We start from the raw sequence: 26778 nt of genomic DNA on the forward strand, positions 1-26778 counted from the left end.
GAGAACGGAGTCCCCGTGGGGATGAAGCACTATCCCGCCGAGTTCAAGGCGGACGCGGTCGCGTTGTACCGGTCGAGGCCGGGAGCGACGATCAAGTCGGTCGCGGCTGATCTCGGGGTGAACACCGAGACACTGCGAAACTGGATCCGGGCCGCCGACGGGCGCCGGCCCGGCGCCCATTCCGCACCGCCGGCCGCTGCCCGGGATGGCGGTGACGACGTTCAGGCGGAGCTGGCCGCGGCACGCAAGAGGATCCGTGAGCTGGAGGAAGAGCGCGACATTCTCCGCAAGGCGGCCCGGTATTTCGCGACGGAGACGCGCTGGTGAACCGCTGCCAGTTCGTTGAAGATCACCAGCGCCGTCACGGCGTGAAGCGGCTCTGCGACATCCTCGGCCTCTCCCGCTCGAGCTTCTACTACTGGCGCCGCACCGCGGCCGCGAGGGCGGCCCGGCAGAACGTCGAGGCCGGGCTCGCGGCTCGGATACGCAAGGTTCACCAGGACTCCGACGGCACCTACGGAGCCCCCAGAATCACTGCCGAACTCCGTGACGAGGGCGGCCCGGCGGTCAACCACAAGCGCGTCGCGAGGATCATGCGGACCATCGGACTTGAGGGGGTCCGTCTGCGCCGCCGGCACCAGACCACCGTCGCGGACCAGGCCGCGGCGAAGGCGCCGGATCTGATCGGCCGTGACTTCACCGCGGTCGTAGTGAACACGAAGTACGTAGGAGACATCACGTATCTGCCGGTCAGTGGCGCGAAGCCGCTCTACCTCGCGACCGTCATCGACCTCGCCTCACGCCGGCTGGCCGGGTGGGTGATCGCCGATCACATGCGAGCCGAGCTCGTCACCGATGCCCTGGCGGCCGCCGAGCGAACCCGCGGGAGCCTGGCTGGAGCGATCATGCACACCGATCACGGCTCGCAATATACGAGTAGGGCCTTCGCTGAAGCCTGCAGGTCAGCAGGGGTCCTGCAGAGCATGGGCGCGATCGGGTCCAGCGCGGACAACGCCGCCGCGGAAAGCTTCAACGCCGCCTTCAAGAGGGAGACGCTCAAAGGCCGGAAGGCCTGGTCGAGCGAGCGTGAGGCCAGGCTCGACGCCTTCCGCTGGCTGACCCGTTACAACACCCGGCGCCGGCACTCCCGCCTCGGTCAGCGGTCTCCGATCGCCTACGAGAACACCCTCCGACCAGCAGCAACTACCCTGGCCCAAGCCGCATAGACGTGTTCAAAATCCGGGGTCAAGGCCCCCGCGCGTTGGCGGCTTGCCGGACGATGCGGTAGATGAGCCACTCTGGGAGGCTCAACTGCGCTCGCAGCACCCGCCTCATCCCTTCGGTCCTCACCCGGCTGGTAGTCCGTGTGATGGCGGCCACGCGCGCGGTTGCCGACTCCTCCCAGAACGACAGCGGAACACGGATGGCCGAAAAGCGGTTGCCTACCGAGAATCGTTCTTCCGGGTACCGAACGCTGATGGGCAACCCCACGTGGAGGTCACGTTCACGCTGATGGGGGGCCAGCCAGCTTTCGGGCATCCAACTGCGAAGAGCGGCTGCCAGGGCGGCCAGGCAGATGTCATTCGACGTGGCTCCCAGGGCCCGCCCCGCCTCGCGCAGCAACGAAGCCGGTACAGCGGCCGCAATCAGCTGTGCCTCACCCGTCAAGGTGCGCTTCGTCGACCAGGCGAGAGAGGGCCCGAAGGTCTGCATCCGGTCGGCCACGCTCCGGGTGACGGCTCGCACCGGAATCCGCTGCGCCCAGGGAAGGCCGACGGGAGGTACGGCGACGCGTGGCACATCGGCAGGTCCTGTACCGAAGAGGGCCGTGACCGCGTCCATGAGTGCCTGTCCGTCCTGGGCGCCGTGATGCGCACGGTAGAACAGCGCGTATTCGCGGGGGGAGTACCCGTGAATAAGCCACACTTCCCAACGCGGTGATCTGTCGGGGACGGTGGCGCGCAACAGCGAGTCCACGGCTTCCTCGAGCGTGCTGGTACAGCCCGCGAGGCAGACTTCGTGCACGTGGCGATGCGGGTCGAAGTCCGGGTCCGACTCCCACACCGTCCGCCGCTTCTGCTTGGTAACTGTGCACGCCAAAGTCGGCATCCGTTCGATCCGCTCGCCAACCTGCTCCCTCACCCGATTCAGGCTCGGGGCCGTGCCAGTCGCACGCAGGACTACTCCGATATAGGGCCGCACATTGTGCTGCTGCCGTTCGTAGGTGAAAAAGCAGCCGTCGAGCGCATTTGGTTGTTGGATCATTGTGATCCCCAAAGGATGGCGAAGGCGCGATGCGGCACCCCCGCGAAGGCGTGTGCGTTCCTGAGGACAGCGAAGAGCTACTGAAGATTTCAGGGTGGGGTCGGTGGGTTGATGGCCAGACCGGTGGCGGTGAGGCAGCCGTCGACAAGGTGGGGCCGGAGTTGGATTCTGCGTAGCTCGCGGCGGAGTGTGCGGTCGAGGTCGTCGGGTGTGTCGAAGGCGGTGTTGGCCATCGCTCTGCGCACGAGTGACCAGACGGCCTCGACCGGGTTCAGGTCTGGTGAGTATGCCGGGAGGCGGATGGTGGTGAGCCAGTCGTGCTCCGCCTCGTACCGCTTCAGCCCGGCGGCCAGGTGGGTGTTGAGATTGTCCCAAACCACCACGATGGGGCCGTCGAGTTGGATGTGCGCGCGGACCAGGAGGTCGCGGTAGTCCTTCCAGGAGAAGCTCTTGCGGGCGCCCTTGAGCAGGAGATGGTTGCGGGGTCGGTGGATGAGGCGGCTCTTCTCGCCGAGTTTGTAGCAGCACAGCGCGGCGACCGAGGTCCGGCGGCGGGAACGGCCGCGGACGCGGATGACGGGGGTCTGTCCGCGTCGGCCCCAGGTGCGGGCCCGGGGCGGAGTCATCGAGAAGCCGGCCTCGTCCTCGAAGACGAGCCATGCCCCGGACGCCGCCGCGAGGCTTTTACCCGTGGCCAGACCTCCTTCTTCCACAGTTCCACCGCGTGCTCGTCACGCTCGAGGGCTCTGCGGGCGGGTGCCTGCCAGGACCAGCCGTGCCGTTTCAGCAGCCGCCACACCGTCGGCACCGACAGGGTCAGCCGCAGCCGGCGGCGGATCAGCGTCTGGACCCGGGCCAGCGTCCAGCGTTCGTCGTCGAAGCCGTGCGCCGAGGGGCCTTTGCCGAGTTCCTCCTCGAGCACGGCGAACTGGGCGTCGGTGACGGTCGGGGCGTTCGCCGGACCCGCCGAGCGCAAGCCCTCCATGCCGCCCTCGCGCCAGGCACGACGCCAGCGTTCCACCGACCGCACACTCACCCGCAGATCCTTCGCGATCACCGCGGTCTTCTCACCCGCCGCGAACCGCATCCCGGCCTGAAGCCGGATCCCCTCACGAAACGCCCGACGCTCAGCCGTCAGGCCCCCACCCTCTGGATACCTCACCTCACCGGCATACCGCAGGGATCATGAACCGTCACTACCCGACGACAACGCGAAATCCTCAGTAACCGACCACACCGGGCAAAGGTCACGAGCCGCAGACACGCGACGGCTGATCTTCGCTTCATGAACTCGAGGACAGCCGACGCCACGCTCCCGGTGCACCTCGCCTCCGTGAGCCTCAGCACGGGGTGGCCGGGCCGACTCAGGGCAGAGTCGACCTTCCATGAGGGCAGGACGCGGGCCTGGTCCAGCCGATAGGGGGGCGCCGTCCCCCGCCGCGCATCTCTGATCACCGAGGCGATCACGAGGACGATCCGCCCTCTTTGACAGCGGCGGGCACTGTGCGGCTGTGTAGGCGGGCTAGAGGGGCAAGAGGAAGACCCCGAGCCGTAGGGGGCCTCGGGGCGTTCCTGCCGTGGCCGTCGCTGGCCGCCGGGTTCAACGATTGGCTGCTGCCCGTGTCACGCCCATTCCACGCCGAGGTCGAAAACGGGGCGCGCGGGTCGAGCCGGCGCTGTACGCCGGTGGTGAAGCAGCTGACCTGCGGGCACGTTGTATGACGCATCGTGAAATGGAAGATCCACATGCATTGGGTTGGGACACAGCAGCAGAGCCAGCTCCTGGAACGAAAGACGAGCGTCGACCACCTGGGGCTGGTGTGGTGTCCCGTCCGGTTCCGTGTCCTCACCACTTCTTGATCGTTTAAACGGATGTTCGCTGCCTGCGTGTCTGCTGGGCGCGCCGTCTGCCCGGTGTCGGAGGGCTTCGAACGAGCTGGGGACCTACTGCCGTCGCTGAGATGGGGACTTGTCATGCGTTCCGATGTGCCGATGGAGGCGTGGAAGAGAGTGCGCCGCCGACTGCTGAAGTCTCTGGTGAAGCCTTATGCGGCTGTGTTGCTGCGTCAGCCGCTGTGGGACGCGCGTGGGGTGGTGTCGCCTTGCGGCCGCTATGGTCCCGGCGGCGGATCGGCAATGCCGTTCGTGCTGCTGGGGGACTCGTCCGCGGTGACCGTGGGCGTGTTGGAGCGGCAGGACACCATCGGTGCGCAACTGGCCGGGATGCTGTCCTCGCGGCTCGAGTGCGCGGTGGAGCTGGACGTGCTGGCCCGGGCGGGAGCCACGACAGCGGCGCTGGGCCGGCAGGTTCGGGCCGTGTCCGGCCGGACCGCTCCGGGCGTGGCGTTCATTCTCATCGGCGGGAACGACGTGATGCTGCCGGCTCCTGTGAGCCGGTCCGCGGTTCGCCTGGGCCGCTACGTACGCGAGCTCCGCAGTGCGGGGTGGGAGGTGGTGGTGGGTTCGTGCGCGGACATCGGTGCGGCTCCTGCCCTGCGCCGCGGCGTAGCGGCGGTTGCCTCCGTTCGCTCGCGCCGGCTGGCCCGGCTCCAGTCGGCTGCCGTGCTGGCCGCGGGCGGGCGGGTCGTCGCGCTGGAGACCGACGCGTTCCGGCGGCGTCCGGCACACCTCTACTGCCCCGACGGTTTCCATCCGTCACCCGAGGGCTACCGCGTCTATCTCCGGCTGGCCGGCTCCGCAGTAGCCGGGGCGGGCGAGGCCTGGCTGCGCCGGTCGCTCGTCGCGCGGCGCGCCGGCATGCCGGCCGCGGGCGCCCAGAAGGGCGCGCCACGCGAGGCGGCCGTGCCGGCCACGGCCCCCGCCCCGGCTCAGATCCGCCTGCCGCGCACCCTTCGCGGCGCGCCCCGGCCGTCGGGGGCCGAGCGGGAGCCGGTATGACCGCAAGGCGGCATACCGCCTGGCCGGCCTGCGCGGTGACAGGGCTGGCGGTCTTTCTGTGCGGGCTGGATCACCTGGTGCTGCTCACCGCGCTCACCGCGATCCGCTCCGACCTCGGCCGGGACGCCGACGCAGCGGCGGCCGGCTGGTTCGTCAACGCCTACCTCGTGCCGGTCGCCGTCCTGCCGCCGCTGGTGACCAGGCTCGCCGCGAGGGTCGGGCAGCTGCGAATGTTCACAGCGGCTCTGGTCCTCTTCACCGCCGGTTCCACAGCGGCCGCCTGCTCAGCCACGGCAGGATCCCTGACGTTGGCGCGCGTGGTGCAGGGAACGGGGGCCGCTGCGATCATGCCGCTGAGCCTCACCCTGGTAGCCGCCGCCGTGCCCGTCCACCGGCGGCCGGTACTGCTGGGGGTCTGGGGAGCCCTCGGCGGGCTGGCGGTGGCGGTCGGCCCCTTGGTGGGCGGCGCCGTCGTCCAGTGGGGCGGCTGGCAGTACGTCTTCTGGATCAACGTGCCTCTCGGCTGCCTCCTGGCAGCGGCGGCGCGGGTTTTCTTGCGGGAGCCGCCCAGCACCCATGCCGCAGCCCCCGCATCGACGAGGTCCCGGCCGGCCGCCGCAAGGCAGAGCACAGTGCTGAGGCTTTGGCCGCGTTCTGGCGTCTCCCGCGGTCTCCTGGCGGTGCACGCCTGCGGGTTCCTGATACACGCCGGCGTGTTCGGGACGGTGTTCTGGCTGGCTCAGTTCCCCCAGGCCGTCCAGGGCCACAGCCCGTGGGAAGCGGGCCTGCGGATCCTTCCCTGGACGGCCATGCCGCTGGTGGTGGCTCCCCTGGCAGGGCTGATGATGGGCAGTACCGGCGCGCGCCCCGTCCTCGTGGCCGGCTTTCTGCTGACCGCGGCGAGCTCGGGGTGGTTCGCGCTGGTTCTCACCCCGCACTCGGACTATGTGATGCAGCTGCCCGGTCTGCTGGCCGGCGGGATGGGAATGGCTCTCTTCTTCACCGCGGCGCCTGAAGCCCTCTTGGCCAACACGTCGGACTGGTGCGCGGCCGCCGCGTCGGGGGTCAACAGCTCCGTCCGGGAGATCGGCGCACTGGCCGGGGTCGGCGCGTCCACGGTCCTGTTCACGTACAGCGGTTCCACGGCGGGCCCGGCCATGTTCACGCACGGTCTGGCCGCGGTCTTGTGGGCCGGTGCGGCAACCGCCGGGCTCGGAATCCTTGCGGCGGCCGCGACCGGGCCGGCCCGCAACCGCTTCCCTGCCGGAAAGCCGGCCGGCGCCGCTGCCCCAGAGGCGGCCGCGCCCGCGCGGCCAGCGGTGCTCTGACGGACCCGCCATTGGCTTTGTGCACGTCGAAGAGCATGGTCGGCTGGCGCACCGGCACCGGCCGCCCAGGCGTTGAGCGGTCCTCTGGACCGTGGACCCGTGACCCGCACGCCGTCGGACGAGACCTCTGGGCGACACGGCAGCTTCGGGGCATTCCTCCCTGTATTGGGCATGGCCGCGTGCTAGGGATAGTAAGTAAAGATGTCCGAAATAGGAGGTATTCGAATATGCATGCAATTCTTCTCCGCGTGACGACGGCGCTGGGCGCCGCGGCGGTGCTGGCTGTCGTCGGCGCCGGCGCGGCCAGCGCCGACGACACGGGGCCGGGCCATTCCGTGGGCAGCTCAGGCTTCGGGAACTCGGGCGTCGGCAACGCGGGCGCACTCAACGAAGGCGTCGGCAACGCGGGCGCGCTCAACGACGGCGTCGGCAACGCGGGCGTCGCCAACTGGGGTCTGGGCAACGCGGGCCTTGCCAACACGGGCATCGGCAGCCACGGCATCGGAAACTCCGGCCTCGGTAGCTCCGGCATCGGCAACTGAGGCGAGCTCACGGCCCCGCACCACCAAGTCGCACGACGCGCCCGGCTGACGTCGGGCCGATCCACCCCCGGGCCGCCCGTTCCATGAGCGGCAGGCCCGGGGGTCTGGCGCGGAGCAGCTGGCCCGCCAGAACAGCGGACCGCGCGAACAGAATCGGCTTCACCTGATTGCACGAGCGCCTGGACGCCACCGCCCCCGGCGGCCAACTGGCTGCCACCCGCGAGCCTGGCTGCATTGAGGGCCGCCGGGGGCGCGGCTTCAACGCCGTCTCACGGCCCCTGTTGCTCGCTGTCTTCGGTCTCGGGCTCTGGCTCACTTTCCGTGGAGCATGCACTCTGAGTCATGATCGTCGGGCGAGCGGGCCCGGGGAAGATGCCCGGAATTGATCCGTACGGGGTGTGGTGTGGCTGACAGTTCGGCCCGTGGAAGAAGTGGTGCTCCGGCTGGAGGAGTTGCTGTTCCCGAGCGCCTGCGGTCGACGCTGGCCGCGGTGGGCCTCGCGCTCGCTGGCCGGGCCGGTGCTCGCATGGCGAGAGCCTTCGGCGTGTCTGTCAGCCGGAGTACGGTGCTCAGGCTGGTCGAAGCGTTGCCCGACCCCGAAGTTCCAGCCCCGCGGGTGGTTGGCGTCGATGAGTACGCGACCCGCAAAGGCCGCCACTACGGGACCGTCCTGGTCGACGTCGAAAGCCGGCGTCCAGTGGACCTGCTGCCCGACCGGGAGGCGCCCAGCCTGGCCGCTTGGCTCGCGAAACGGCCCGGGGTGGAGGTGGTCTGCCGCGATCGGGCACCGTTCTTTGCCGAAGGTGCCACGGCCGGGGCACCGCAGGCGGTGCAGGTCGCGGACAGGTGGCATCTCTGGCACAACCTGAGCGAGGCTGCAGAGCGGTGCGTCGCAGACCACCGCGGATGCCTGCAGGTCCTGGCGCCAGATCCAGCCCAGCCTGCCCCCGATCCGAAGAGGTTCGAGGACCCCTCCGGCTCGCCCTGGCCGAGAGGACACCGCTTCGCCGACCGCACCCGCGTCAACCACGCGACCGTCCACAAACTGCTGGCCGCCGGGCTCAGCCGGAGGGCGATCGGCCGCCAACTCCGGACGACCTCCCGCACCGTCAAGCTCTTGGCCGACGAGCCACCCCGGAGGAATTGTTCCAGGGGCAGTGGCAGGGCCGGCCATCCAAACTCGACGCCTTCAAGCCCTACCTGGATGACCGCTGGAACCAAGGCTGCACGAACGCCTGGAGGGTGGGGGAGGAGATCGTGCCGCTCGGCTATCAGGGCAGCTACCAGCGGGTTCGCGCCTATTTCCGGGAGAAGCGGCTCTCGCCAGGCCCCGTCACCGCTCGGCCGCCATCACCCCGGGTCGTCGCCGGATGGATCCTCCGCCGGCCGGAGACCCTCACCGAGACGGAGCACCTTCGACTCAAGGCCGTTCTGGTCCACTGCCCTGAACTGGACGCCCTCACCGGCCACGTCCGCTCCTTCGGCCAGATGCTCACCGAGCGCCAGGGCGAACGGCTGCCGCAGTGGCTCGATGCCGTCCGACAAGATGACCTCCCCGGCCTCCACACCCTCGCCGCAGGCATCGACCGCGACCGCGATGCAGTCATCGCCGGCCTCACCCTGCCCTGGAGCTCAGGCGTCGTCGAAGGCCACGGCAACCGGATCAAGATGCTCAAACGCCAGATGTTCGGCCGCGCAGGCTTCGCTCTCCTGCGGAAGAGGGTTCTTCTGGCCAGCTGACCGCAGCCACCCGTAGGGTGACGGGGACGAGAGAAGATGCACCATGGATCCCCGCATACCCCGCTTGCGTCGCAAGCTGGCCGCGATCCCTTTCCAGCCGCTGCGCAGCCACTCCTTCGGGGAAGAGCAACACCAGTTCTGCCTCGGCCCGAAGCTGGCGGAAGCACGTGTTGTTTCGTTTGAGGCCGAGCGCGACATCGTTCTTCCTGAAGCCTATCGGCAGTTCATCACGAACATCGGGGGCTCAGGCGCGGCCCCTTTTTACGGTCTCGTGCCGCTGGAGCACTGTTCCTTGCTGGTTATGAATCCGCGCGAAGCAGCAGGGACACCCCGCGGCTTCACCCGCGCGGGCTCCGGGGCACACGAAGGCGACCTTTTCCTCCACATCATCGAGATGGGCTGCACTGACGTATGCGTCCTCGCGGTGACTGGTCCACTCACCGGCCGCGTCCTCATTGGTAACAGCGACGGGTACTGGGGCCCCAACGTCTCCTCCGCCACCGACTTCCTCGACTGGTACGAACGCTGGCTCAGCCACATGAGCGCCGGACGCGACAACCGGGCCTTGGAACTCACCTCGCCTCGACTTCGTGCCCATCCAAACCGCCATCGCATGGCTCCGAAGATCTGACTCTCCGCAACCGCTCCACGGAATGGATGCTGTTGGTGATCTTAGGTGGGCAGGTTGCGGCAGAGCTGCTGGAAGCGGCTCCTCGGCCGCGCTTTGCTGGGCGGTGCGATGCCCGGTGAGAGGTAGCCGCTGAGTCGGATGATGTTCGTTCCGGCTGCCGTCAGCACGTGTTGGACGTGGGTTCTGGCCATGCCGCGGTAGCGGCAGTTCCGCAGGCCGTGGGCATGAACGGTTTCGGACACGGTGGCCTCGCAGCCTGCGCGGATCGCGTATCTCCGGCGCCACTCGGTTGTCGTCTGGTCGGCCCTGTTCTGCGTCTGGATCTCCTGGAGAGGTTGTGGCATCAGGAAGACGTGTCGGCCCTTGCCTTCGACGTTGCCGGTGCATTTGAGCCGGTCGGCACATTCGCGGCAGGCCTTGCGTGGGAAGAGCACGGAGAGCCGGGGGTGGCCGTCGCCGAGTGTGGGCTTCCATGGCGGACTCGTCACGCCGTTGGGGCAGGTCAGGGTGCGGGCTTGCCAGTCGATGTGAAAGTCCTGCTTGGCGAATCCGGGCCGTTTGCCGGCCTGCGGGTCGTCACGGACTGGTCCGAAGAGTGTGATGTCCCACTGCTGGGCGGCGTGGTGGATGCTGTCCGGCGAGATGTAGCCGCTGTCAACGACGTGTTCGGTGGGCTGGAACCCCTGCGTGGTCAGTCCCAGGTGGATCCGGTCGAGGGCGTCGATGTCCTGCTCGGGCGCCGGCCGAGTGGTGACCTGGACGATCACGTTCGGGCCGGTCTCGTCGCAGGTCTCGGTCTGGTGGTCGCGGTAGCCGATCCAGTCCTGCTGTCCGGCGGCGGTGACTTTCTGGCTGTATCGGGCCTCGGGATCGTGCGGGGTGACGATCTCGAGGCCCGACCATGGCACTCGCGCCGAAGCGGGATCGGGTCTGCCGTCCGCTGATGCCTTGCCCGTGTTGCGACGTTCGGTTGTCCTGCGGCTTGCCCGGTCCCGGCTGGATTTCGGTCCCCGCCAGCACAGTCGTCCGTCCTCGTCGAGCCAGTACTGCTGGACCCAGACCTGCCGCAGAACCTCAACAGCGGGCAATGCACGCAGTCTGGGTGGGGCATCGGCATCATGGACGGCTCGCAGGATGTGCATGCCGTCCCCGCCGACCCGCAGGACGTAGGCGATCAGGGCATCTCCTCCGCGGGGAAGCCGGTCATAGCGGACTGGGCGGCCGTAGCGGTCACCCCAGTCCGCAGTGACGAGCCCAGCCAGCCATTCCTCGCCGTGTGCAACGAGCTCGTCCAGAGCCGCCCGCAGTGTCTCGGCGACCAGTTCACCCCGATTGAGCCGGCGTACTGCCGCCAGCACGTGGGTCGAGTCGGTGCGGACCCGGCCACGGCGTTTGACCAGGCCCGCAGCCGCAAGACGTTCGACCATCACAGCCAGCAGCCGGTCTGCGCGGTCCTCTTCGGCCAGCCGGTCACGGAACTCGCTCAGCACCGAGAAGTCGAAGCCCGCATCGTCCAGCTCCAGGCCCAGGCAGTACTTCCAGTCCAGGCGGCACCGGACGGCCTCTGCCGCCTGCCGGTCGGTCAGATTCTCCGTGTATTGCAGCACCGATACCAGCGCGAGCCGAGCCGGCGACAGACCCCGGCGCCCGTCCGCCGGATACCAAGCAGCGAAGTCCTCGTCGACGAACAACTCGTCCAGGCGGTCACGTATCCACATCGCTGCCGTGCCCCGCGGATTGCTCGCCCGGGCCATCTTCACCGTCAGCGGCGGAATCACCCGACCGGAACCACACCCCATTGCCATCCCGGCCCCCTCCGACCGGCAGAACTACCCCGCTCGACAACAGCAGCACACCAACCGCCAGCACGAAAGCACGTCGAAGGGGGTTCACCCCACCGAGCGAAGATCACCAACAGCATCCGGAATGTGAGCCAGAACCCGGTCTCGTGAACATCGACATCCCGCCTCGGCGGGTGCCTCCCGAAGCCATGAAGAACGGGCTTCGCTACAGTGAATAAAGCCACGCCATCGGCTAACTCCGGCGAAGCAGCAGCCGTTGACCAGGTCTCCGTCCACGGCCGCACGGCCGCTATGGGGCGCCTGCCGGGTGCGGCGCCAGCCATGTGTTCCGCGGAGTGTCCTCACGCAGCCGGCCGACGAGTGAGCTGTGAACCGCATCGGCGACAACCGCGGCGCGCCCGTCCATAGGCGGCACTCCGGAGAACGCGCAGCGCGCTGGGCCCTGCTGCCCGAGCCGTGCTCTGACCGGCGCCAGGCGGGCGGGGCCTCAGCCTAAGGAGGAAGCCCCGCCCCGCCCGTGCGCCGCGTTCAGCCCGTCACCATCGGGGTGTCCGCCAGGACCTTCTCGACCACATCAGCCGCGGCCGCAGCGCCCCCAGCCTCGACGATCTCCTTCCGAAGTCCCGCCACGGCGTCAGCGATCCGCTGATCGTCCGCGACCGCCTGCACCGCCTCGCGCAGGGCCTGCGCCGTGACCTGCTCCCGTGGCAGGTAGCGGCCCACACCCAGCTGCTCGACCTGTCCGGCGTTGACCCGCTGTTCCGCCATCTGCGGCACCACGACCACAGGCACCCCCAGCGAGAGTGCCTCCATGAGGCTGCCCATCCCGCCGTGCGTGACGAACACCGAAGTGGAGGCCAGGACGTCGAGCTGGGGCACGCTTGCATGCACCTCGAATCCGTCTCCCACGGAGCCGAGTCCGGCGGCCGCCACCTCGGCACCCACGCTCATCACGACGTGCCATCCCAGGCCTTCGAACGCCTGAAGGCAGGACCGGTAGAACTCCGGGCGCCGGTTGAACTGCGAGCCCAGCGACACGTACAGCACCGGCTTGCCGCCCTCCGGCCGCTGCCAGCGGCCCTGGAAGGACCGGTCGGAGATGGCCGGGCCCACCCAGTGCGCCTCTCCCGCCCGCACCGTTTCCGGCAGCCGCTGGAACGAGCGGGGGAAGAACGCGATCGTCCGCGGCGGCGCCAGAGTCAGCGCGTGGACCCCGCCCGGCACACCGAACTCCTCCAGCGCTCCGGCGAGCTCGGGAAACCCGGGGATCTGCGCGATGTCCTCGAGCCCGAAGAACTCCTGCACCAGACCGTCGTACGGGATGTGCGTCGGAGCCAGCTGTACGGCCGGTACTCCCCAGCGGGCCGCAAGCAGCGGCCCCGCCCACGCGTACACATCGGACAGCACCACGTCCGGGACGTCCTGCCCGAACGCCTCCTCCAGCTGCGGCAGCGCGGCCACGTTCACCACGACCGCCCCGGTCACACCTTCGGCCATGTCCTCAGGCGCCTCACCCACCGCAGGCGCGTCATACAGCACGGGAACCGCGCCCACGGCCTGCACATCCTCCGCGAACTCGGCGGTCACCGCGTAGCTCACCCGGTGACCACGGTCCACCAGCTCCTGTACGACCGCCAGGGTGGGGATCACATGGCCGTGCATCGGCACGTTGAACACGGCCACATGACGCCCACGTCCCTCACCATCGGCCAGAACATCCTGCATGACCATCACCCCAGACTTCACCGCGCGGCACCTGAGCCGCCCAAGAACGAACTTGCCGCCTGGCCAACGCCGGGCCCGCGCCCACGGACACCGCCCCGCGCGCGTTTTCACCTCCGCGTGGAGCCGGCGGCAGCCACGGCTGCCGGGTCTGTCATCCGGTGCGGGCAGGAACGCTGAGGCGCGTGCCGGCCGCGGAGAAGCTCATGGATGACCCGAGGGGGCTGACGCTGGTGTAACGGTGGTCGCCGCCATCGACGACGAGCGCCAACCGGTGCCCCGGCGCCACGTCCCACGCCGCGGCGGGCATCAGCACGTCCACTTCGACCGGCGCACCCGGCGCCACACCCGTGAACGTGTACGGGGCGTGACTGACCAGCCGGGCCACACCCAGCGCGTCCACGTCATACAGGTAGGACACGAAGGTGCCCCGGTCGGCGGTGGAGGTCACACGGGTGCGCACCCGGGGCGATCCGCGCAGCGACCACCGGGAACTCAGCGGAGCGCTGCGCCAGACGGCCGCCAGCGGCGGAGCGAGCGGGGGAAGCACAGTGGTGGGCGGCAGCCCGAGCCTGTCGATCAGTCCCGCGACGGGGAACAGGCCGGAATCGGCGGGCGAGTCCAGGCCGGCGACCAGACGCTGGGAACCGTCACCCGAATGTGCCCGCACAGGCACCGCCAGGGGCGAGCGCTCCAGCGCGGACCAGCTCGGATAGGTCTCCACCCGCTCGGCGTTACGCGGTCGCAGCATGAGCGGCGCAAGACGGTCAACGCCGTTGGGACGGCCGAGGAGGAAGCGGTCGAGCCACCGTGTCGCATGGTGGCGGACCGCGCTCTGCGGCTGCAGCACGGTGGCTTCACGGGAACTGGAGTCACCGTGTCCGCCCGGGCTCATCCACAACTGCTTGGGGCCGCTGAGTTGGTCCAGCAGCCTTCCGGTCTGCCCGGCCGGCACCAGGGGGTCGCTCCACTCCCCGGCCATGAACACCGGCGTCCGGCGTGCGTTGAGCGCGCTGACGACGGCGCGAGGCGAACGTTCGAGCGCCCACGCCCGCACTCCGACCGTGTCGCTACCGGTCCTCAGGCTCTCGAAGGCCTGACGCGTCGCAGGACTCATCCGGCCGTTGAGCGCTCCGAGCGCCGCCTGGAACGTGGCGATCGTTCCGGCATGGGTGTTGTTGTGCACGAACGACTCGAACAGGTCGGTCCACGGGCACATGGCCGCCACCGCCGTGACGCGGGCATCGTGCGCTGCCGCGTTCAGGCTCACCGCCGCACCGTAGGAGGAGGAGTACAGCCCGACCCTTCGCTCGTCGGCCGGAGTGTGGGCCAGCGCCCACGTGATGACGTCGGAGACGTCCGCCACGTCCAGGGGCCCTGCCATGTCGATCGCCCCGCCCGAGCGGCGCAGCCCCCGGGGGTCGTAGGAGACGACCACGTAGCCGGCTGCCGCCAGCTGCTTCTTGTCGTCGAGCAGAGTGTCCTGCGGCATGGCCCACCACGCGCCGGGCATCACGATGAGCGGATGCGGGCCGGGTGCCGCAGGAACGTGCACCTCGGCGGCAATCCGTGTGCCATCCCTCATGGTGAGCGTGGTGGCGGAGACCGAGACAGGTTCACCGTCCCGCGCGGCGCTGCCCGCCGTGGGGCCGCCTCCATGATCCGCCGCGTGACCGACCGAGCCGTGGGCCGCCAGAAAAGAAACCAACATGGCCACCGAAGCGGTGCACCGCCAACGCACGCCGCTCACCGTACGACCACAGCGCCAGCGCAGACCGGCCCGAGCCTGTTCTTGATCATGATGATCCAACGAACCTGACACCGGACCGTTACGCCTGTGCGTATGGGGGTGAAGTGCAGAGAAGGACCAAGATCAGAAGACGCGACACCACGGAGATGATCGTCGGCGCGATCACCGGCACCCTGACCCGCCCGCAGCTCCTCGTCCTCGGCCGCCATGACCAGACGGGCCGCCACGGGCCCGTGGCCGCGGCTGGGTGACGCCAGGTCAGCGATCGCGCTCGTTCCGGTTCCCAGGGGCCGGCGGCCGGGGGAGCGTGGTACCGCGGGACCCTCGGGCGCGGCGCGGCGCCGGGGCCGGGGGTCGGCTCGGCGGCGAGGCGGGCCCGGCGGGAGCCCCGAACGCGCACCGGCCGCAGGGGACAGGACTCGAGCTGCAAAGAGGTGACGGCGGCCATGGCCGCGTCTGCCCGTGGCCCGTTGCCGGAAGTGGATCACGTCGTTGAGCTGGACGAGTGACGCTATACACGGCATGGCGGGGGCATCCGCCGCCTGGCCCGCTGCTTCGGGCAGCGGGAGAAGGGCGGGACCACGCGCCTGGGCTTCGCCGTGCTGTGGGGCTCGGTGCGGATGCTCGGGGTGTTCCTGACCAGGACTGCCTGTCCGGGCGGGTGGCGGGGGGCGACGCCGAGGCATTGGCGGGGCCAGGGGGAGGGCGCGTACAAGATGACTGTGCAGCGGCTGGCCGCGTCGGGGTTCGCGCCGTTTGGGGTGATGGGCGGTGTCCTGGTGTTGCGGCGGCCAGGCGTGACGGATCCGGCCCCTTGAGGGTTGATACGCGAAAGCCCCACTGCCCGTCGGGGCGACCCCACAGAGAGACAGCCTATGTCCCCTCACCGCGACCAGGACAGCGCCGATGTGATCGTGGTCGGTGCAGGTCCTGCCGGCTGTACCACCGCCTTCCACCTGGCCCAGGCCGGCCACGATGTTCTGCTGTTGGAGAAGGCTGTCTTCCCCAGGGATAAAATCTGTGGCGACGGCCTGACTCCGCGTGCCGTCAAAGAACTTCTCGCCCTGGGTGTCGACGTTGACGGCGATGGCTGGGTGCGCACCCGAGGGCTGCGTGTCCACGGCCCCGGCTACATGTTCGAGCAGCCCTGGCTCAGCGTGGCACCCTTTCCCGATTTCGGGCTCGTGCGAACCCGCCACGACTTCGACCATCTCCTGGCCCGTACCGCCACAGCGGCCGGAGCACGCCTGCTGCAGGGCACCAAGGTCACCTCCCCTCTCATGGAGGCGCGCACGGGCCGCGTCGCTGGTGTCGTCGCGCAACGTGGCGGCGTCACTCACACCTACCGGGCGCCCCTAGTCGTGGCGGCCGACGGCGCCTCCAGCCGCCTCGCCGTCGCCCTCGGCCTCCAGCAGCGCAAAGACCGCCCCATGGGCGTAGCAGTGCGCCGCTACTACCAAGCCCCCCACCGCAACGAGGACCATCTCGAATTGTGGGTGGGCCTTCAGGCCCGCGACCAGCGCGGCCGCACCTACCAGCCGTACGGCTATGGATGGGTCTTCCCCGTCGGCGATGGGTCCTTCAACGTCGGGGCCGGCACCTTCCACATCAACCGCACATCCAAAAGCGATCACCGGATGCTCTTCGACGACCTGATCGCACGTCTGCCGGCCGCCTGGCACTTCGATGACGCCCATGCCACAAGCCCCGTCCGCGGGGCCCCACTGCCCGCCGGCCTCAACCGGCACCCCCAGTACATCCCCGGCATGCTCCTGATCGGAGACGCCGCCGGCGTGATCAACCCGCTCAGCGGCGAGGGCATCGACTACGCCATGGAATCCGGCCGCCTCACCGCCGAAACCATTACCAGCGCCCGCTCCCGGCACACCGCCGCCCTACGCGAGGAGGTCCTGCTCAGCTATCCCGATGCCCTGCGTCAGGCCTACGGCAGATACTTCACGGTGGGACGCCTCATGATCCAGGCCCTCAGCCACCCCCGCATCATGAAGCTCTTCACCACGCACATCATGAGCCGATCCGCCCTCCAACCTGCGCTGGTCAAGCTCTTGGGCAACCTCCCGGACCCGCACAGCAAAGATGCCCTCGACCGCGTCATCACCGCGCTCACGAGAGCAGCGCCTTCCGCCGCGCCTCGCGCCTCGCCCGGCTCCAGGTAGAACGGGACGACGGCCCCGGCGTTCTGCTGCCCGACCCCGGGATCGGATGCGGCTGCGGTCGAGAAGTCGATCTCGCCGCTGGCGGGGACTGTAAATCGTTCGGTCGGTGTAACTCCCGATCATGGAAGATGCACCGATGACCATTGAGAATGTGACCGAGGCCGAGACCGTCGAGTCGTCTGAGTCGGAGCCGTCGAAGGCGGTAGATGATCAGCTGATCGACGACTTGGTGTCCCGGGCCCAGGCCGAGGGCTTGCAGCTGACCGGCGAGGGCGGGCTGCTGCAGCAGCTGACGAAGCGGTTGCTGGAGTCCGCCCTGGAGGGCGAGATCACCGACCACCTCGGCTATGACAAGCACGACCCGGCCGGGAAGAACGGCGGCAACTCCCGCAACGGAACACGAGGCAAGCGGGTCCCGCGGCCGCAACCGTATGACCGGGTGGGGCCCCTATGGGTTTGGTCAAGGTGATGGGGCGGGTTGGGGTTCGTAGAAGGTGCCGTCGCGGAGCATCGCGAAGAGCACGTCGGCTCGTCGTCTCGCGAGGCAGAGCAGTGCTTGGGTGTGGTGCTTGCCTTGAGCGATCTTCTTGTCGTAGTAGGCCCGGGAGACCGGGTCGGTCAGAGCGGCGAACGCGGAGAGGAAGAAGGCCCGTTTTGAGCTGCTTGTTTCCTCTCCGGGAGGGTTGTTCGCCGCGGATCGAGGAGCCCGAGCTGCGGGTCGCTGGGGCAAGGCCCGCATAGGCGGCGAGGTGGGCGGCGGACGGGAAGCTGGATCCGTCGCCGACGTCGATGAGGATGCGGGCTCCGGTCCTGACGCCGATCCCCGGCATGGACGTCAGGACCTTCGAAAGAGGGTGTGCCTCCAGCAGTTCCTCGATCCTCGCGGCGAGGACCTCGCAGAGACCCGCAGCTCAGCTGCAAGGCGTTGCAGCGACCGGGTGCTGGGAAGGAGCCTGTTGACCTGTCCAGCCTATCCACCACCCGGACGAGCAGGACCGGCTGTGCGACGTCGCGGCCGGCTGGGGCGGGGGCACCGTCGCCTACACCCCGCCCCGTAGCGCCTTCTCGCATGGAGGGCCAGACGGCGCAGCCGGCTCGCCGTGGTGGTGGCGGCGTCCTAGCGTGGAGCAGCCCAGGACCGTGGCCCCGGCCGGGGCCTCCTGCCCGGCCGGCGGGTACGGATCCCGCGTCGCGGCAGGGCTCTGTGGTCGTTGCAGGCCGCAGAGCAGCACACACATCACCGGTGCTCGTGCCGCTGGTGGGACGGAGAAGGATGGCGCAGTCGTCGTGGAGTGAGTACAGGCCGGGGCAGCGGTTTCCGGGGGTGATCGGGCGGACGACCGATGAGTCGAGTCCGGCGTGGCCACAGCCGGTGCGGGCGGTGGCGGGTGCGCCGAACGTGTTGTTCATCGTGTTCGACGACACCGGGTTCGGGCAGTTCGGCTGTTACGGCAGTCCGATCGAGACGCCGAATCTGGACGCGCTGGCCGCGGGCGGGCTGCTGTACAGCAACATGCACACCACCGCGCTGTGCTCGCCGTCGCGCTCCTGCATCATCACGGGCCGCAACCACCACGCCAACGGCATGGCGGCGATCACGGAGCTGGCCACCGGCTACCCGGGCTACAACGGGCAGATCCCGTTCGAGAACGGGTTCCTGTCGGAGATGCTGCTGCAGCGCGGCTACAACACGTACATGGTCGGCAAGTGGCACCTGATGCCCTCGGAGCAGGAGTCGGCGGCCGGGCCGTACGACCGCTGGCCACTGGGGCGGGGCTTCGAACGGTTCTACGGGTTCCTCGGCGGCGACACGAGCCAGTGGTATCCGGACCTGGTGTACGACAACCACCAGGTCGAGCCGCCGGCCACGCCGCAGGAGGGCTACCACCTGACGGAGGACCTGGTGGAGCGGGCGATGTCGTTCATCGCCGACGCCAAGCAGGTCGCCCCGGACAAGCCGTTCTTCCTGAATCTGTGCCCCGGTGCGACGCATGCCCCGCACCATGTGCCCAAGGAGTGGGCGAACCGCTACCGGGGACGGTTCGACGACGGCTGGGACGCCTACCGCGAGCAGACCTTCGCCCGACAGAAGCAGCTCGGCGTGGTGCCCGCCGACGCCCGCCTGTCCCCGCGCGATCCGGACGTGCCCACGTGGGAGTCGCTGTCCCCGGAGGCCAGGAGACTTGCCGCGCGGATGATGGAGGTCTACGCCGGGTTCCTCTCCCACACCGACCACCACCTCGGGCGGCTGGTGGACTTCCTGAAGGAGACCGGCGAGTTCGACAACACGCTGATCATGGTGGTGTCCGACAACGGGGCGAGCGCCGAGGGCGGGGTGACCGGCACCACCAACGAAGTGCAGTTCTTCAACAACGCGCCCGAGACGCTGGAGGAGAGCCTGACGCAAATCGACGAGCTCGGTGGCCCCACCACGTTCAACCACTACCCGTGGGGATGGACGTGGGCGGGCAACACGCCGTTCCGGCGGTGGAAGCGGGAGACCTACCGCGGTGGCGTCAGCGATCCGTTCCTCGTCCACTGGCCCGACGGCATCCGGGCCCGCGGTGAGATCCGCGACCAGTTCGCGCACATCATCGACATGGTGCCCACCGTGCTGGACGTGCTCGGCATCGAGGCGCCCGCGACCATCCGGGGTGTCACCCAGGCGCCCTTGCACGGGGTCAGCTTCGCGCACACCTTCGACGACGCCGGCGCGGTGAGCCGCCACCGCACCCAGTACTACGAGATGCTCGGGCATCGGGCGATCGACCACGACGGATGGCGGGCGGTCTGTCCCTGGCCCGGCCCCTCCTTCGCCGAGGCCGAGCGGCCGTTCGGCACTCCGATCACGATGGCGGACCTCGACGACCTCGACGCCCACCACTGGGAGCTCTACCACGTCGACGAGGACATCGCCGAGACCAAAAACCTCGCCCAGGAGCACCGCGGCAAACTCATCGAGATGATCGCTCTGTGGTATGTGGAGGCCGGCAAGTACAACGTGATGCCGATCGACGGCAGCGTCCTGCAGCGCATCATGACCGAGCGCCCGCAGATCACCGAGAACCGCACCAGCTACACCTTCCGCTCCGGCACCCAGGCCGTGCCCGCCGCAGTCGCCCCCCGGGTTCTCAACCGCCCGCACAGCGTCACCGCCGACGTCGAGATCCCGTCCGGCGGCGCGCAGGGCGTCCTGCTCTGCCAGGGCACCAACGCCGGCGGCTGGTCCCTCTACGTCAAGGACGGCCACCTCCACTACGCCCACAACTACGTCCAACGGGCCCTGCACCACGTCGCCTCCGGCGAAACCGTCCCCGAGGGGCGGCACGCGCTGCGCTTCGAGTTCGAGCCCACCGGCGCCCCCGACATCGCCCACGGCAAGGGCGCACCCGGCCGCGCCCAGCTCTACATCGACGGCCGTCTCGTCGGCGAGACCGAGATGCCGGTCACCACCCCGATCACGTTCAATCCGGGCGGCATGGCCTGCGGTGCCAACCCCGGATCGGCCGTCACCCCCGACTACCGGGCACCGTTCCGCTTCACCGGCACCCTCCACAGCGTCACGGTCGACCTGTCCGGCGACCTCATCGTCGACGCGGAGAGCGAGATGCGCATGCACATGGCCCGCCAGTGACCCACGGGTGGCCTACGGAGTGGTCCAATCCCGCAGTGGGCAACACCTGTGCGAGGAGAGGCGATCCACTGGGTGCAGCAGGCCCAAGGTAGGCACTCCACTACCGGCCCACAGGGAATACCGCACGGTTCGAATGACGCTCCCCGCCAGCTGGCGCCAGTTCGTGGACCGCACAAAAGCGCGAAGCATACGCCAACGACCAGGGCCAGCTGTCCTCCCTGGTCGCGGTCACCGCCCGCTCGAACAGGTCCAAGGCGGACCAGGACCCGGCCGAGTGGCTGCCGCCGGCGCCGGATGCCTTGTGTCGGTACGGGGCGGAGTGGACGGCGACCAAGCTCCGCTGGGGGCTTGCGGCGGACGGGGCGGAGCGGGAGCGGCTGCTGGACATCGCCGCCGGCTGCGGTGACACGGAGGTGGAGTTCACCTCTGCCCCGTAAGGCTGGCTGCGGGCCGAGGGCCGCCACCCTTGCTGGGGTGGCGGCCCTTCGTCTTGCTTGTCTGCACGCCGGGCTGGCCGCAAAGTAGACACCTGCGGTCGGCTCCTGTCGCGTGCGGCACTCACGCGCCAACGTGGTGCTGCCTGGTCGCCGCCGGGCCACTGCCCGTGGGCCTGGTCCTCGATGGTGAGCTCGTCCTACTGGTGTGCCCACCACGTGGCGGCGGTTCCTGCGGCGGTTGCTGCTAGCGACACGAGCCACACGGGCACGCGCTGAACAGTCAAGTGCAGGCTCCCGCAGCGTAGTTCCAGCGCTGGTTTTGGCGGGGTGTCCGCGTTGCGGTTCATGTCGGAGTCTTCACGTCGGGCTTGGCTCGGCTTGGGCTGCATGTCCTCTGGCTCCTGTCGCGCGCCGTTGCGTGGCGTAGGTACAGGAAGGAATGAAACCGCGCCGCCGCGAGGTGTGCTTGATCGCCACTGACGCCATGGGCGGCTGAAATGCCCGGGGCGAACTCTCTTCCCAGGCCATGTGGTGAGCCTAGGGCCCCGGGACCCGTACGCGTCATGGGCGCCATATGCACAAATCCGCAAAAATCGTGGCTCGACATATGGTATTTAGTGCATTCCGTGCGCTGCGCCCCTTGCTGGCCTGGGATCGGGCGCGGGCAGTGTGCAGGTAGTAGCGCGGGAGGTGTCCCGCTTAGTACCGACCTGCCCCGGTGTGCACTCGGCAGGGGGTGGTCGAACGCGGCGACGTGCCGGATGTGTCCGGCGAGTGCGGGGTCTCGATGCCCCTTCGGACTATCGCGCCGGTGACGTCATCGCGGACGACGACCTGGGGGTGGATCACGACGTGGATGCCGCGGCCCTGGCGGGACGGCTCGTTCGTCACGGAGCCCAAGAGGAACGGCATGTCGTCGGTGACGACCGCGGCGACGGAGTGGCTGGAGGTCCGGCCGTTCTGCTCCACCGTGGGGGTGCGCAGGCGCACGGCGGCCGTGTCCCGCAGACCCCACCCCTGGCTCGGTACCGGGGCTGGGTCAGGGGGACGTAGACACGCATGGCAAGGCGCTTGCGGCACCAGGTACGGCCCTGAAGGAGTTCCTCGCCGACGCTCACGTCCGCCGCGCGGCCAGGCGGCCAGAGCGGCTGGAGTACCGACGGCTCGTCGCCCTGGCCATCTGCAGGCGGATGTGACTGAGCCGTACAGAGGGACTGTAAAGAGAACGGCCCTGTCTGACATTCGGTGGTGACGGAGTGTGTCGCTATCCGAGAAGGATGCGGTGACGGAGGAGGTTGAAGCCTGCGCGTCCGTGCATCTGGCGTGAGATCCGCTTGGTCTTGGTGTTGACGCCTTCGGCGGGGCCGTTGCTGTACGGAAGTGTGACCGCGGCGATCACGGCGTCGTGGTCTCGCTCGAGGCCGCGGGTGAAGGCGTGCAGGTGTGGCAGGTCCGCTGCGCGGACCTGGGTGATCCAGTGATCGAGCGCGTCGACGTTCTCGGGCCGAGGCTTCAGGAGCTGGGCGAAAGTCCGGACGGCGGTGGCCAGGTCGGTCATCTCGGGGCAGGCGGCGGTCAGCTGATCGAGGAGATCGCGATGTCCGGTCTTGAGGTTCTCGGGCCTGGTCAGGAGCATCCGGGCCAGCCTGCGCGGGGAGATGTGGCTGCGGTCGGCGTCCGCGCGGCCTTGGTTGATGTACTTGTGCAGGAGGTTGAGGCAGCCCGTGAACCCGAGGGCCTTGATCTCCTCGAAGAGGTGCTGGACGGGAACAGCAGGGTCATCAGCTCGGCGTCTGCGCAGGTGCTCGCGATAGGGATCGACGAGACTGGCCCGGTACTTGGGGACGCGGAGCATGCGCTCGGGTCGGTCGGCGCGGGCATAACGTTTGACAGTGTTCAGGGACAGTTGCAGTCGACGGGCGCATTCCAGCAGGCTCACACGCTGCTGGAGGAGGCCGTGGACCTGGTGCCAACGCTCGAGCGTAGTCTCGGCTCGTGGTCCTTCGTAAATTGGAGTGTCCAGCACGGCGGCCCAGCAGGCGCTGTGTGCCTTGACCTCACTCAGGGCGGTTTCGCAGAGGTTGTGCCACAAGTGCCACCGGTCGGCGACCTGCACTGCGTCGGGCAGGGCACGGCGGATGGCCTCCGCGTAGGTCGCTGAACCGTCACGGCACACGACCTCGACGCCCGGATTCTCGCGCAGCCACGTTTCCAGCGTGTCGGCCGTGCGGTCGGGCAGCACGTCAATCCGCTCATGCGTTTCCGCGTCGATCACCACGGTGGCGTATCGGTGCCGCCGGCGCAGAGCGAAATCGTCGACACCGATCACGCGGGGCACCCGCCCGGTGGGCAGCGCAATGCGCAGCAGGGTGCGCAGGGCCGTGTGACGCGACAGGCCCATCGCGAGTACCGCCAGCAGACGCGATCCCGCACGGCCCGCTAACTCCTTGACCACAGCCTTGATCTGCCTGGTCAGGCGGGTTGTGCGCCGCTGGTATCGCTCCAGCACCCCAGGCAGCTGCTCGCGAAAAGTGTGGCGGCAACCGCGGGTAGGACACACCAGACGCCGAACCCGGACACGGACCACGACCCGCCGGCCGTCGATCGGCAGGTCGGCGACCGTCCGCCAGTGATAGCCGTGCACCCGCACCGACAACACCCCGCACACCGGGCAGACCGCGGTCGATCCCGGAGTCCGTGCCCTCACGACCACGCGCTCACCCTCGTCGACCACATCCTCGATGACCAGCGGGGATATCCCCGAAAACACCGTCGCCACCAGCTCGTTGAGATTCTCCACGCTCACATCAACGACCTACACCACTCTGCGTCACCACCGAATGTGAGACAGGGCCAAGAGAACGGTGTAACTCCGATCATGGAAGAGTGCACCTGTGACCAGCGAGAACATAGCCAAGCCGTCTGAGGCGGGGGCTGCGCCTGCAGCTGTGGATGACCAGTTCCTGAACGAGCTCGTGGCCCGGGCTCAGGCCGAGGGGCTGCAGCTGACGGGTGAGGGCGGGCTGCTCCAGCAGCTGACGAAGCGGCTGCTGGAGTCCGCCCTCGAAGGCGAGATGAGCGATCACCTCGGCTATGACCGGCACGATCCGGCTGGGAAGAACGGCGAGAACTCCCGGAACGGAAAACGCTCCAAGACCGTCGTCACCGACGTCGGGCCGGTCGAAATCGAGGTCCCGCGGGACCGGGAGGGCTCGTTCGAGCCGCAGATCGTCAAGAAGCGTCAGCGCCGGCTGACCGGCGTTTGCGGCGCTGTGCTCTCCATCGCGAAGACGCAGGCCCGCCCAGGACTTCTGGGGATGTCAGGTGCGCAATCAGGCTGTGATGGACTGATGATCCTTAATTGAAAGTTGGAGGGGCAAGAATGACAGCCGATGAGACGCCTCTGGAAGTGTCGGTTCTTGCAGGCACCGCATCAGAGGGGGCTGAGACGAGGGCCCGGGACGCGCGCCGCATTGAGGGGTGGTCGATCGTCTGGATGCTCCTCGCCATGCTGATCTGGGGATGCTTCATCTTCCTCTTGGTCGCCGACTACGGCCCCGAGGTGTCCTCATACAAGGGGACCCACGCCGTGTGCCAGAGCCCGCTAAGCGACCCGTGGCCTCAGGACAGAGTCTGCCGCAGCGACGAGTTGCGGCAGTGGCCCGCGCTGGTGGGCATCCTCGCCCTGGCGTCCGTAGCGACCGTCACCGCAGCGGCAACCATGGTGTACGCCAAGGTCCTCGCCCGCCTGGCCCACAGCGACGGGTCCGGCGTGCGGCCACAAAGCTGAGGTTCCGTCTGCGTGGACCCCAGAAGGCCGCCTCTGGTCACCACGCCACCGTGAAGGCATCAGTACAGCCGTCCTGAACCCCGTGCAGATCACCGCGGCGAGAAACCTGCGCGGAGCGCACTTGTCATGGGCCGCTCCCAGCTGTCCGATCCCGCAAGGATCTGGCTGGTGAGATGCACGCGCCGTGGCATCGATGGCCCGACGCGGTTCGTTGCTCCCGCCCCTCCCGCCCCTGCCGCCCCGGCTCAGCTCCGGGAGAAGCCCCTCCCGGCCCTGCTGTTCTGTGCCATGGGCTGCTACGTGCTGCTCTGGTGCGGGGACGGCCCTGCCGTGGAACGACAGCCACAGTGGCGGCGGAACGGCGCTGCGCCCCCGGTGGGGAGCTGCCCCGACCTGGATCCCGTTCGTGCTGTTGAACGCCGTCCTGATGGCGGTGGCGGCGTGGATCTGACCCATCGGATACCAGTGGGTTTGGCGCGGCATCAAGTACAACGTGCTCCTGGCACCGGCTGCTGGGCCGTGTGCCGGTGGGTGTCGAGACGGGAACGCTGATCGCAACCACAGTCGTCGCATTCACCCGAGTGGAGTAATCGGCCGATGGCCTGACGGGTGGATCTACGCCGAATGGGCGACGATGATCTCATCGTCCGGCGTACGGAGACCTCCCCGCCGACTTCATCCACGTGCGGTCGATCCGGGCGTTCGGAATACGGCACCCCGGCATTTTCGCCCGCATGGGAAACCCTTACCCGCATTCGGGGTGTTCCATGAAACAAAAGCATTTCGCAACCGCGGCTGCGCTCGTGTGCGGCCTTGCCATAATGGGCCCGGTATCGGCAGCCTCCCCCCACGCACGCGCCGCTTCGGCCCCTGCCTCCGAGGAAAAATCTCCCACCTGTCCCTCGTCCAATGCCCCGCCCGGAACGGGCTCACGGATATCCGCCGCCGACGCTGCCGAGATCGCCCGTATTCACAACGACGCGCGCCGGGCAGCCGTTCAGAAGTACAGCCCCGGCTCCTCCGTGGTTTCTGTCGCATGGAACCCCAAGCTTGCCTGTGACGCGCAGGCCTGGGCAGATGACCCTGCATCCAGCCAGGGCGGCGGACTGCACCACAGCAGCCGTGACACCAACGGCAACGAGGGTGAGAACCTTTTCAATGCTTTCCCTGGCCCGGCGCGGCCGCTGATGGCACTGGACCCCTCCGTGAGTTTCAGCTGGACGGCGGAGAAGCCAAAATTCGACGCCGACAACAATGCCCCGATCAACAGCAATGCATCCGCGGGCACCAATTACCGTGCGTGGGGTCATTACTCCCAGATGATATGGATGTCTCCCGCGTCAGCGACCACGGCAGTCGGTTGCGGCGTGAAAGAGGGCGTGCCCGTGGCGGGCAGTACGGGCTGGATTCTGGTGTGCCGGTACGCCGCGGCAGGCAATATCAACGGGCAGCGGGCCGTCGCCCCGGCTGCGGCACCAGCCGCGGGCTGTGACCCGGCCGCTGTCAACCGGGCGCCGACCGCTGGCGCGGAAGCCCAGGCGAGGGCTGCCGTGATCTGCCTGATCAACGCGCAGCGCACACAGCGCGGGCTGCCTGCCCTCACCGTCAACCAGCCGCTGACCAACGCGGCCCAGCAGCATGCCGCCGCATCCGTGCAGCTGAAGTGGTGGGGGCCGGGCAAGGACCCCCACCGTAACCCCCAGACCGGCTCGACACCGCAGAGCCGCATCCAGGCGGCCGCATACTGCCCGAACCCCCGGTCGTGGGAGTTCAGTGAGATCACGTACACGGGCTGGGGCGGATCGGGAACCCCGCAGGCCGCCGTCAACTGGTGGATGAACAGCCCCGGCCATCGCGCCATCATCCTCAAGTCGTCCCTGCGTGACATCGGCGCGGCGGCCCTGCCCGGAGCGGCGGACCCGGCCGGCGCATCGTCGTCCAACACCGGCACCTACGTCGTGGACTTCGGACGCTGCCAGCAGTGACTCCCCGCGGGAGCTTGGCCGCCGCGCCGGACGTCGCCTTGGTGACCCGGGCGCCCGTGCCCGTCGCCCCGGCCAGC

At 68.9% G+C, this 26778-nt stretch carries 18 protein-coding genes and 6 pseudogenes; 15 read left to right on the forward strand and 9 right to left on the reverse strand.

Annotated elements, in window-relative coordinates; all coding sequences use genetic code 11:
* The first annotated feature begins 15 nt into the window (after positions 1-15).
* Positions 16-1226 (forward strand): IS3 family transposase gene (locus AB5J51_RS39135; RefSeq protein WP_369776330.1). Its coding sequence is split into 2 segments (ribosomal slippage): positions 16-307 and positions 307-1226, totalling 1212 coding nucleotides; the frame shifts between segments, so codons are not numbered across the junction.
* A 19-nt stretch (positions 1227-1245) separates the two neighbouring features.
* Here AB5J51_RS39135 and AB5J51_RS39140 read toward each other — a convergent pair.
* From AB5J51_RS39140 to AB5J51_RS39150, 3 genes are all read right to left on the reverse strand, one after another.
* Complete coding sequence (locus AB5J51_RS39140; protein WP_369780003.1) at positions 1246-2265, reverse strand: wax ester/triacylglycerol synthase domain-containing protein; 1020 nt, start codon at positions 2263-2265, stop codon at positions 1246-1248.
* Between the two features lie 89 nt (positions 2266-2354).
* A complete protein-coding gene (locus tag AB5J51_RS39145) occupies positions 2355-2891 on the reverse strand; it encodes a transposase (protein WP_369780380.1) in 537 nt (178 codons plus the stop codon).
* Entirely contained in the window at positions 2888-3427 is a 540-nt protein-coding gene (locus tag AB5J51_RS39150) for a winged helix-turn-helix domain-containing protein (protein ID WP_369779849.1), read from the reverse strand. Before AB5J51_RS39150 ends, AB5J51_RS39145 begins: the two co-directional genes overlap by 4 nt.
* A 974-nt stretch (positions 3428-4401) precedes the next feature.
* On the opposite strand from AB5J51_RS39150, the gene AB5J51_RS39155 reads away from it, so the two are divergent.
* The 6 genes and pseudogenes from AB5J51_RS39155 (at position 4402) to AB5J51_RS39180 (ending at position 9404) form a co-directional block, all read left to right on the forward strand.
* On the forward strand, positions 4402-5163 hold the full coding sequence (locus AB5J51_RS39155; protein WP_369780004.1) for an SGNH/GDSL hydrolase family protein: 762 nt from the start codon (positions 4402-4404) through the stop codon (positions 5161-5163).
* Positions 5160-6491 (forward strand): MFS transporter, encoded by a 1332-nt coding sequence (locus tag AB5J51_RS39160; protein ID WP_369780005.1) that lies wholly within the window; start codon positions 5160-5162, stop codon positions 6489-6491. Before AB5J51_RS39155 ends, AB5J51_RS39160 begins: the two co-directional genes overlap by 4 nt.
* Before the next feature lie 227 nt (positions 6492-6718).
* Positions 6719-7033: a hypothetical protein gene (locus AB5J51_RS39165; RefSeq protein WP_369780006.1), complete on the forward strand. Its 315-nt coding sequence runs from the start codon at positions 6719-6721 to the stop codon at positions 7031-7033.
* A gap of 526 nt (positions 7034-7559) precedes the next feature.
* A pseudogene (locus AB5J51_RS39170) lies at positions 7560-7865 on the forward strand (transposase); the annotation flags it as partial.
* A 311-nt stretch (positions 7866-8176) separates the two neighbouring features.
* The gene (locus AB5J51_RS39175) at positions 8177-8773 is read left to right on the forward strand and encodes a transposase (protein ID WP_369780007.1); all 597 of its coding nucleotides are present in this window, start codon (positions 8177-8179) and stop codon (positions 8771-8773) included.
* A 43-nt stretch (positions 8774-8816) separates the two neighbouring features.
* Positions 8817-9404 (forward strand): SMI1/KNR4 family protein, encoded by a 588-nt coding sequence (locus AB5J51_RS39180; protein ID WP_369780008.1) that lies wholly within the window; start codon positions 8817-8819, stop codon positions 9402-9404.
* Between the two features lie 41 nt (positions 9405-9445).
* Here AB5J51_RS39180 and AB5J51_RS39185 read toward each other — a convergent pair whose 3' ends face one another.
* The 3 genes from AB5J51_RS39185 to AB5J51_RS39195 form a co-directional block, all read right to left on the reverse strand.
* Positions 9446-11182 (reverse strand): IS1182 family transposase, encoded by a 1737-nt coding sequence (locus tag AB5J51_RS39185; protein ID WP_369776515.1) that lies wholly within the window; start codon positions 11180-11182, stop codon positions 9446-9448.
* A gap of 552 nt (positions 11183-11734) precedes the next feature.
* Complete coding sequence (locus AB5J51_RS39190) at positions 11735-12883, reverse strand: macrolide family glycosyltransferase (RefSeq protein ID WP_369780009.1); 1149 nt, start codon at positions 12881-12883, stop codon at positions 11735-11737.
* Positions 12884-13082: 199 nt separating this feature from the next.
* Positions 13083-14678 carry a CocE/NonD family hydrolase gene (locus AB5J51_RS39195; RefSeq protein WP_369780010.1) on the reverse strand — a complete coding sequence of 532 codons (1596 nt, stop codon included), beginning with the start codon at positions 14676-14678 and terminating at the stop codon, positions 13083-13085.
* 104 nt (positions 14679-14782) lie between these two features.
* Here AB5J51_RS39195 and AB5J51_RS39200 point away from each other — a divergent pair, with 104 nt between their 5' ends.
* The 3 genes and pseudogenes from AB5J51_RS39200 to AB5J51_RS39210 all read left to right on the forward strand — a co-directional run.
* The gene (locus tag AB5J51_RS39200; protein WP_369780011.1) at positions 14783-14929 is read left to right on the forward strand and encodes a hypothetical protein; all 147 of its coding nucleotides are present in this window, start codon (positions 14783-14785) and stop codon (positions 14927-14929) included.
* A 657-nt stretch (positions 14930-15586) separates the two neighbouring features.
* Positions 15587-16855, forward strand: a complete 1269-nt coding sequence (locus AB5J51_RS39205) for a geranylgeranyl reductase family protein (RefSeq protein ID WP_369780012.1) — start codon at positions 15587-15589, stop codon at positions 16853-16855.
* 136 nt (positions 16856-16991) lie between these two features.
* Positions 16992-17270: pseudogene (locus AB5J51_RS39210) on the forward strand (transposase); the annotation flags it as partial.
* Between the two features lie 45 nt (positions 17271-17315).
* Here the strand turns inward: AB5J51_RS39210 and AB5J51_RS39215 are convergent.
* Positions 17316-17745, reverse strand: a pseudogene (locus AB5J51_RS39215) (transposase); the annotation flags it as partial.
* Positions 17746-18254: 509 nt separating this feature from the next.
* On the opposite strand from AB5J51_RS39215, the gene AB5J51_RS39220 reads away from it, so the two are divergent.
* The gene (locus AB5J51_RS39220; RefSeq protein ID WP_369780013.1) at positions 18255-20489 is read left to right on the forward strand and encodes an arylsulfatase; all 2235 of its coding nucleotides are present in this window, start codon (positions 18255-18257) and stop codon (positions 20487-20489) included.
* Positions 20490-20638: 149 nt separating this feature from the next.
* Positions 20639-20926: pseudogene (locus AB5J51_RS39225) on the forward strand (HNH endonuclease); the annotation flags it as partial.
* A 783-nt stretch (positions 20927-21709) separates the two neighbouring features.
* Here the strand turns inward: AB5J51_RS39225 and AB5J51_RS39230 are convergent.
* Both AB5J51_RS39230 and AB5J51_RS39235 read right to left on the reverse strand, forming a co-directional pair.
* A pseudogene (locus AB5J51_RS39230) lies at positions 21710-21925 on the reverse strand (hypothetical protein); the annotation flags it as partial.
* Positions 21926-22190: 265 nt separating this feature from the next.
* Entirely contained in the window at positions 22191-23732 is a 1542-nt protein-coding gene (locus tag AB5J51_RS39235) for an ISL3 family transposase (RefSeq protein WP_369776355.1), read from the reverse strand.
* Between the two features lie 142 nt (positions 23733-23874).
* On the opposite strand from AB5J51_RS39235, the pseudogene AB5J51_RS39240 reads away from it, so the two are divergent.
* The 3 genes and pseudogenes from AB5J51_RS39240 to AB5J51_RS39250 form a co-directional block, all read left to right on the forward strand.
* Positions 23875-24210, forward strand: a pseudogene (locus AB5J51_RS39240) (transposase); the annotation flags it as partial.
* A 98-nt stretch (positions 24211-24308) separates the two neighbouring features.
* Positions 24309-24716, forward strand: coding sequence for a hypothetical protein (locus AB5J51_RS39245; protein ID WP_369780014.1), 408 nt, complete (start codon positions 24309-24311; stop codon positions 24714-24716).
* A gap of 767 nt (positions 24717-25483) precedes the next feature.
* A complete protein-coding gene (locus tag AB5J51_RS39250) occupies positions 25484-26701 on the forward strand; it encodes a CAP domain-containing protein (RefSeq protein ID WP_369780015.1) in 1218 nt (405 codons plus the stop codon).
* Positions 26702-26778 lie beyond the last annotated feature (77 nt).

It is taken from the genome of Streptomyces sp. R33, assembly GCF_041200175.1.
In the GTDB taxonomy this organism is placed as follows: Bacteria; Actinomycetota; Actinomycetes; order Streptomycetales; family Streptomycetaceae; genus Streptomyces; species Streptomyces katrae_B.

Bases quoted from the DNA above. Each gene is read 5' to 3' on its own strand.
- AB5J51_RS39160 (WP_369780005.1), top strand. From the start codon at position 5,160: ATGACCGCAAGGCGGCATACCGCCTGGCCGGCCTGCGCGGTGACAGGG.
- AB5J51_RS39245 (WP_369780014.1), top strand. From the start codon at position 24,309: ATGACAGCCGATGAGACGCCTCTGGAAGTGTCGGTTCTTGCAGGCACC.
- AB5J51_RS39250 (WP_369780015.1), top strand. From the start codon at position 25,484: ATGAAACAAAAGCATTTCGCAACCGCGGCTGCGCTCGTGTGCGGCCTT.
- AB5J51_RS39140 (WP_369780003.1), bottom strand. From the start codon at position 2,265: ATGATCCAACAACCAAATGCGCTCGACGGCTGCTTTTTCACCTACGAA.
- AB5J51_RS39180 (WP_369780008.1), top strand. From the start codon at position 8,817: ATGGATCCCCGCATACCCCGCTTGCGTCGCAAGCTGGCCGCGATCCCT.
- AB5J51_RS39165 (WP_369780006.1), top strand. From the start codon at position 6,719: ATGCATGCAATTCTTCTCCGCGTGACGACGGCGCTGGGCGCCGCGGCG.
- AB5J51_RS39155 (WP_369780004.1), top strand. From the start codon at position 4,402: ATGCCGTTCGTGCTGCTGGGGGACTCGTCCGCGGTGACCGTGGGCGTG.
- AB5J51_RS39145 (WP_369780380.1), bottom strand. From the start codon at position 2,891: ATGACTCCGCCCCGGGCCCGCACCTGGGGCCGACGCGGACAGACCCCC.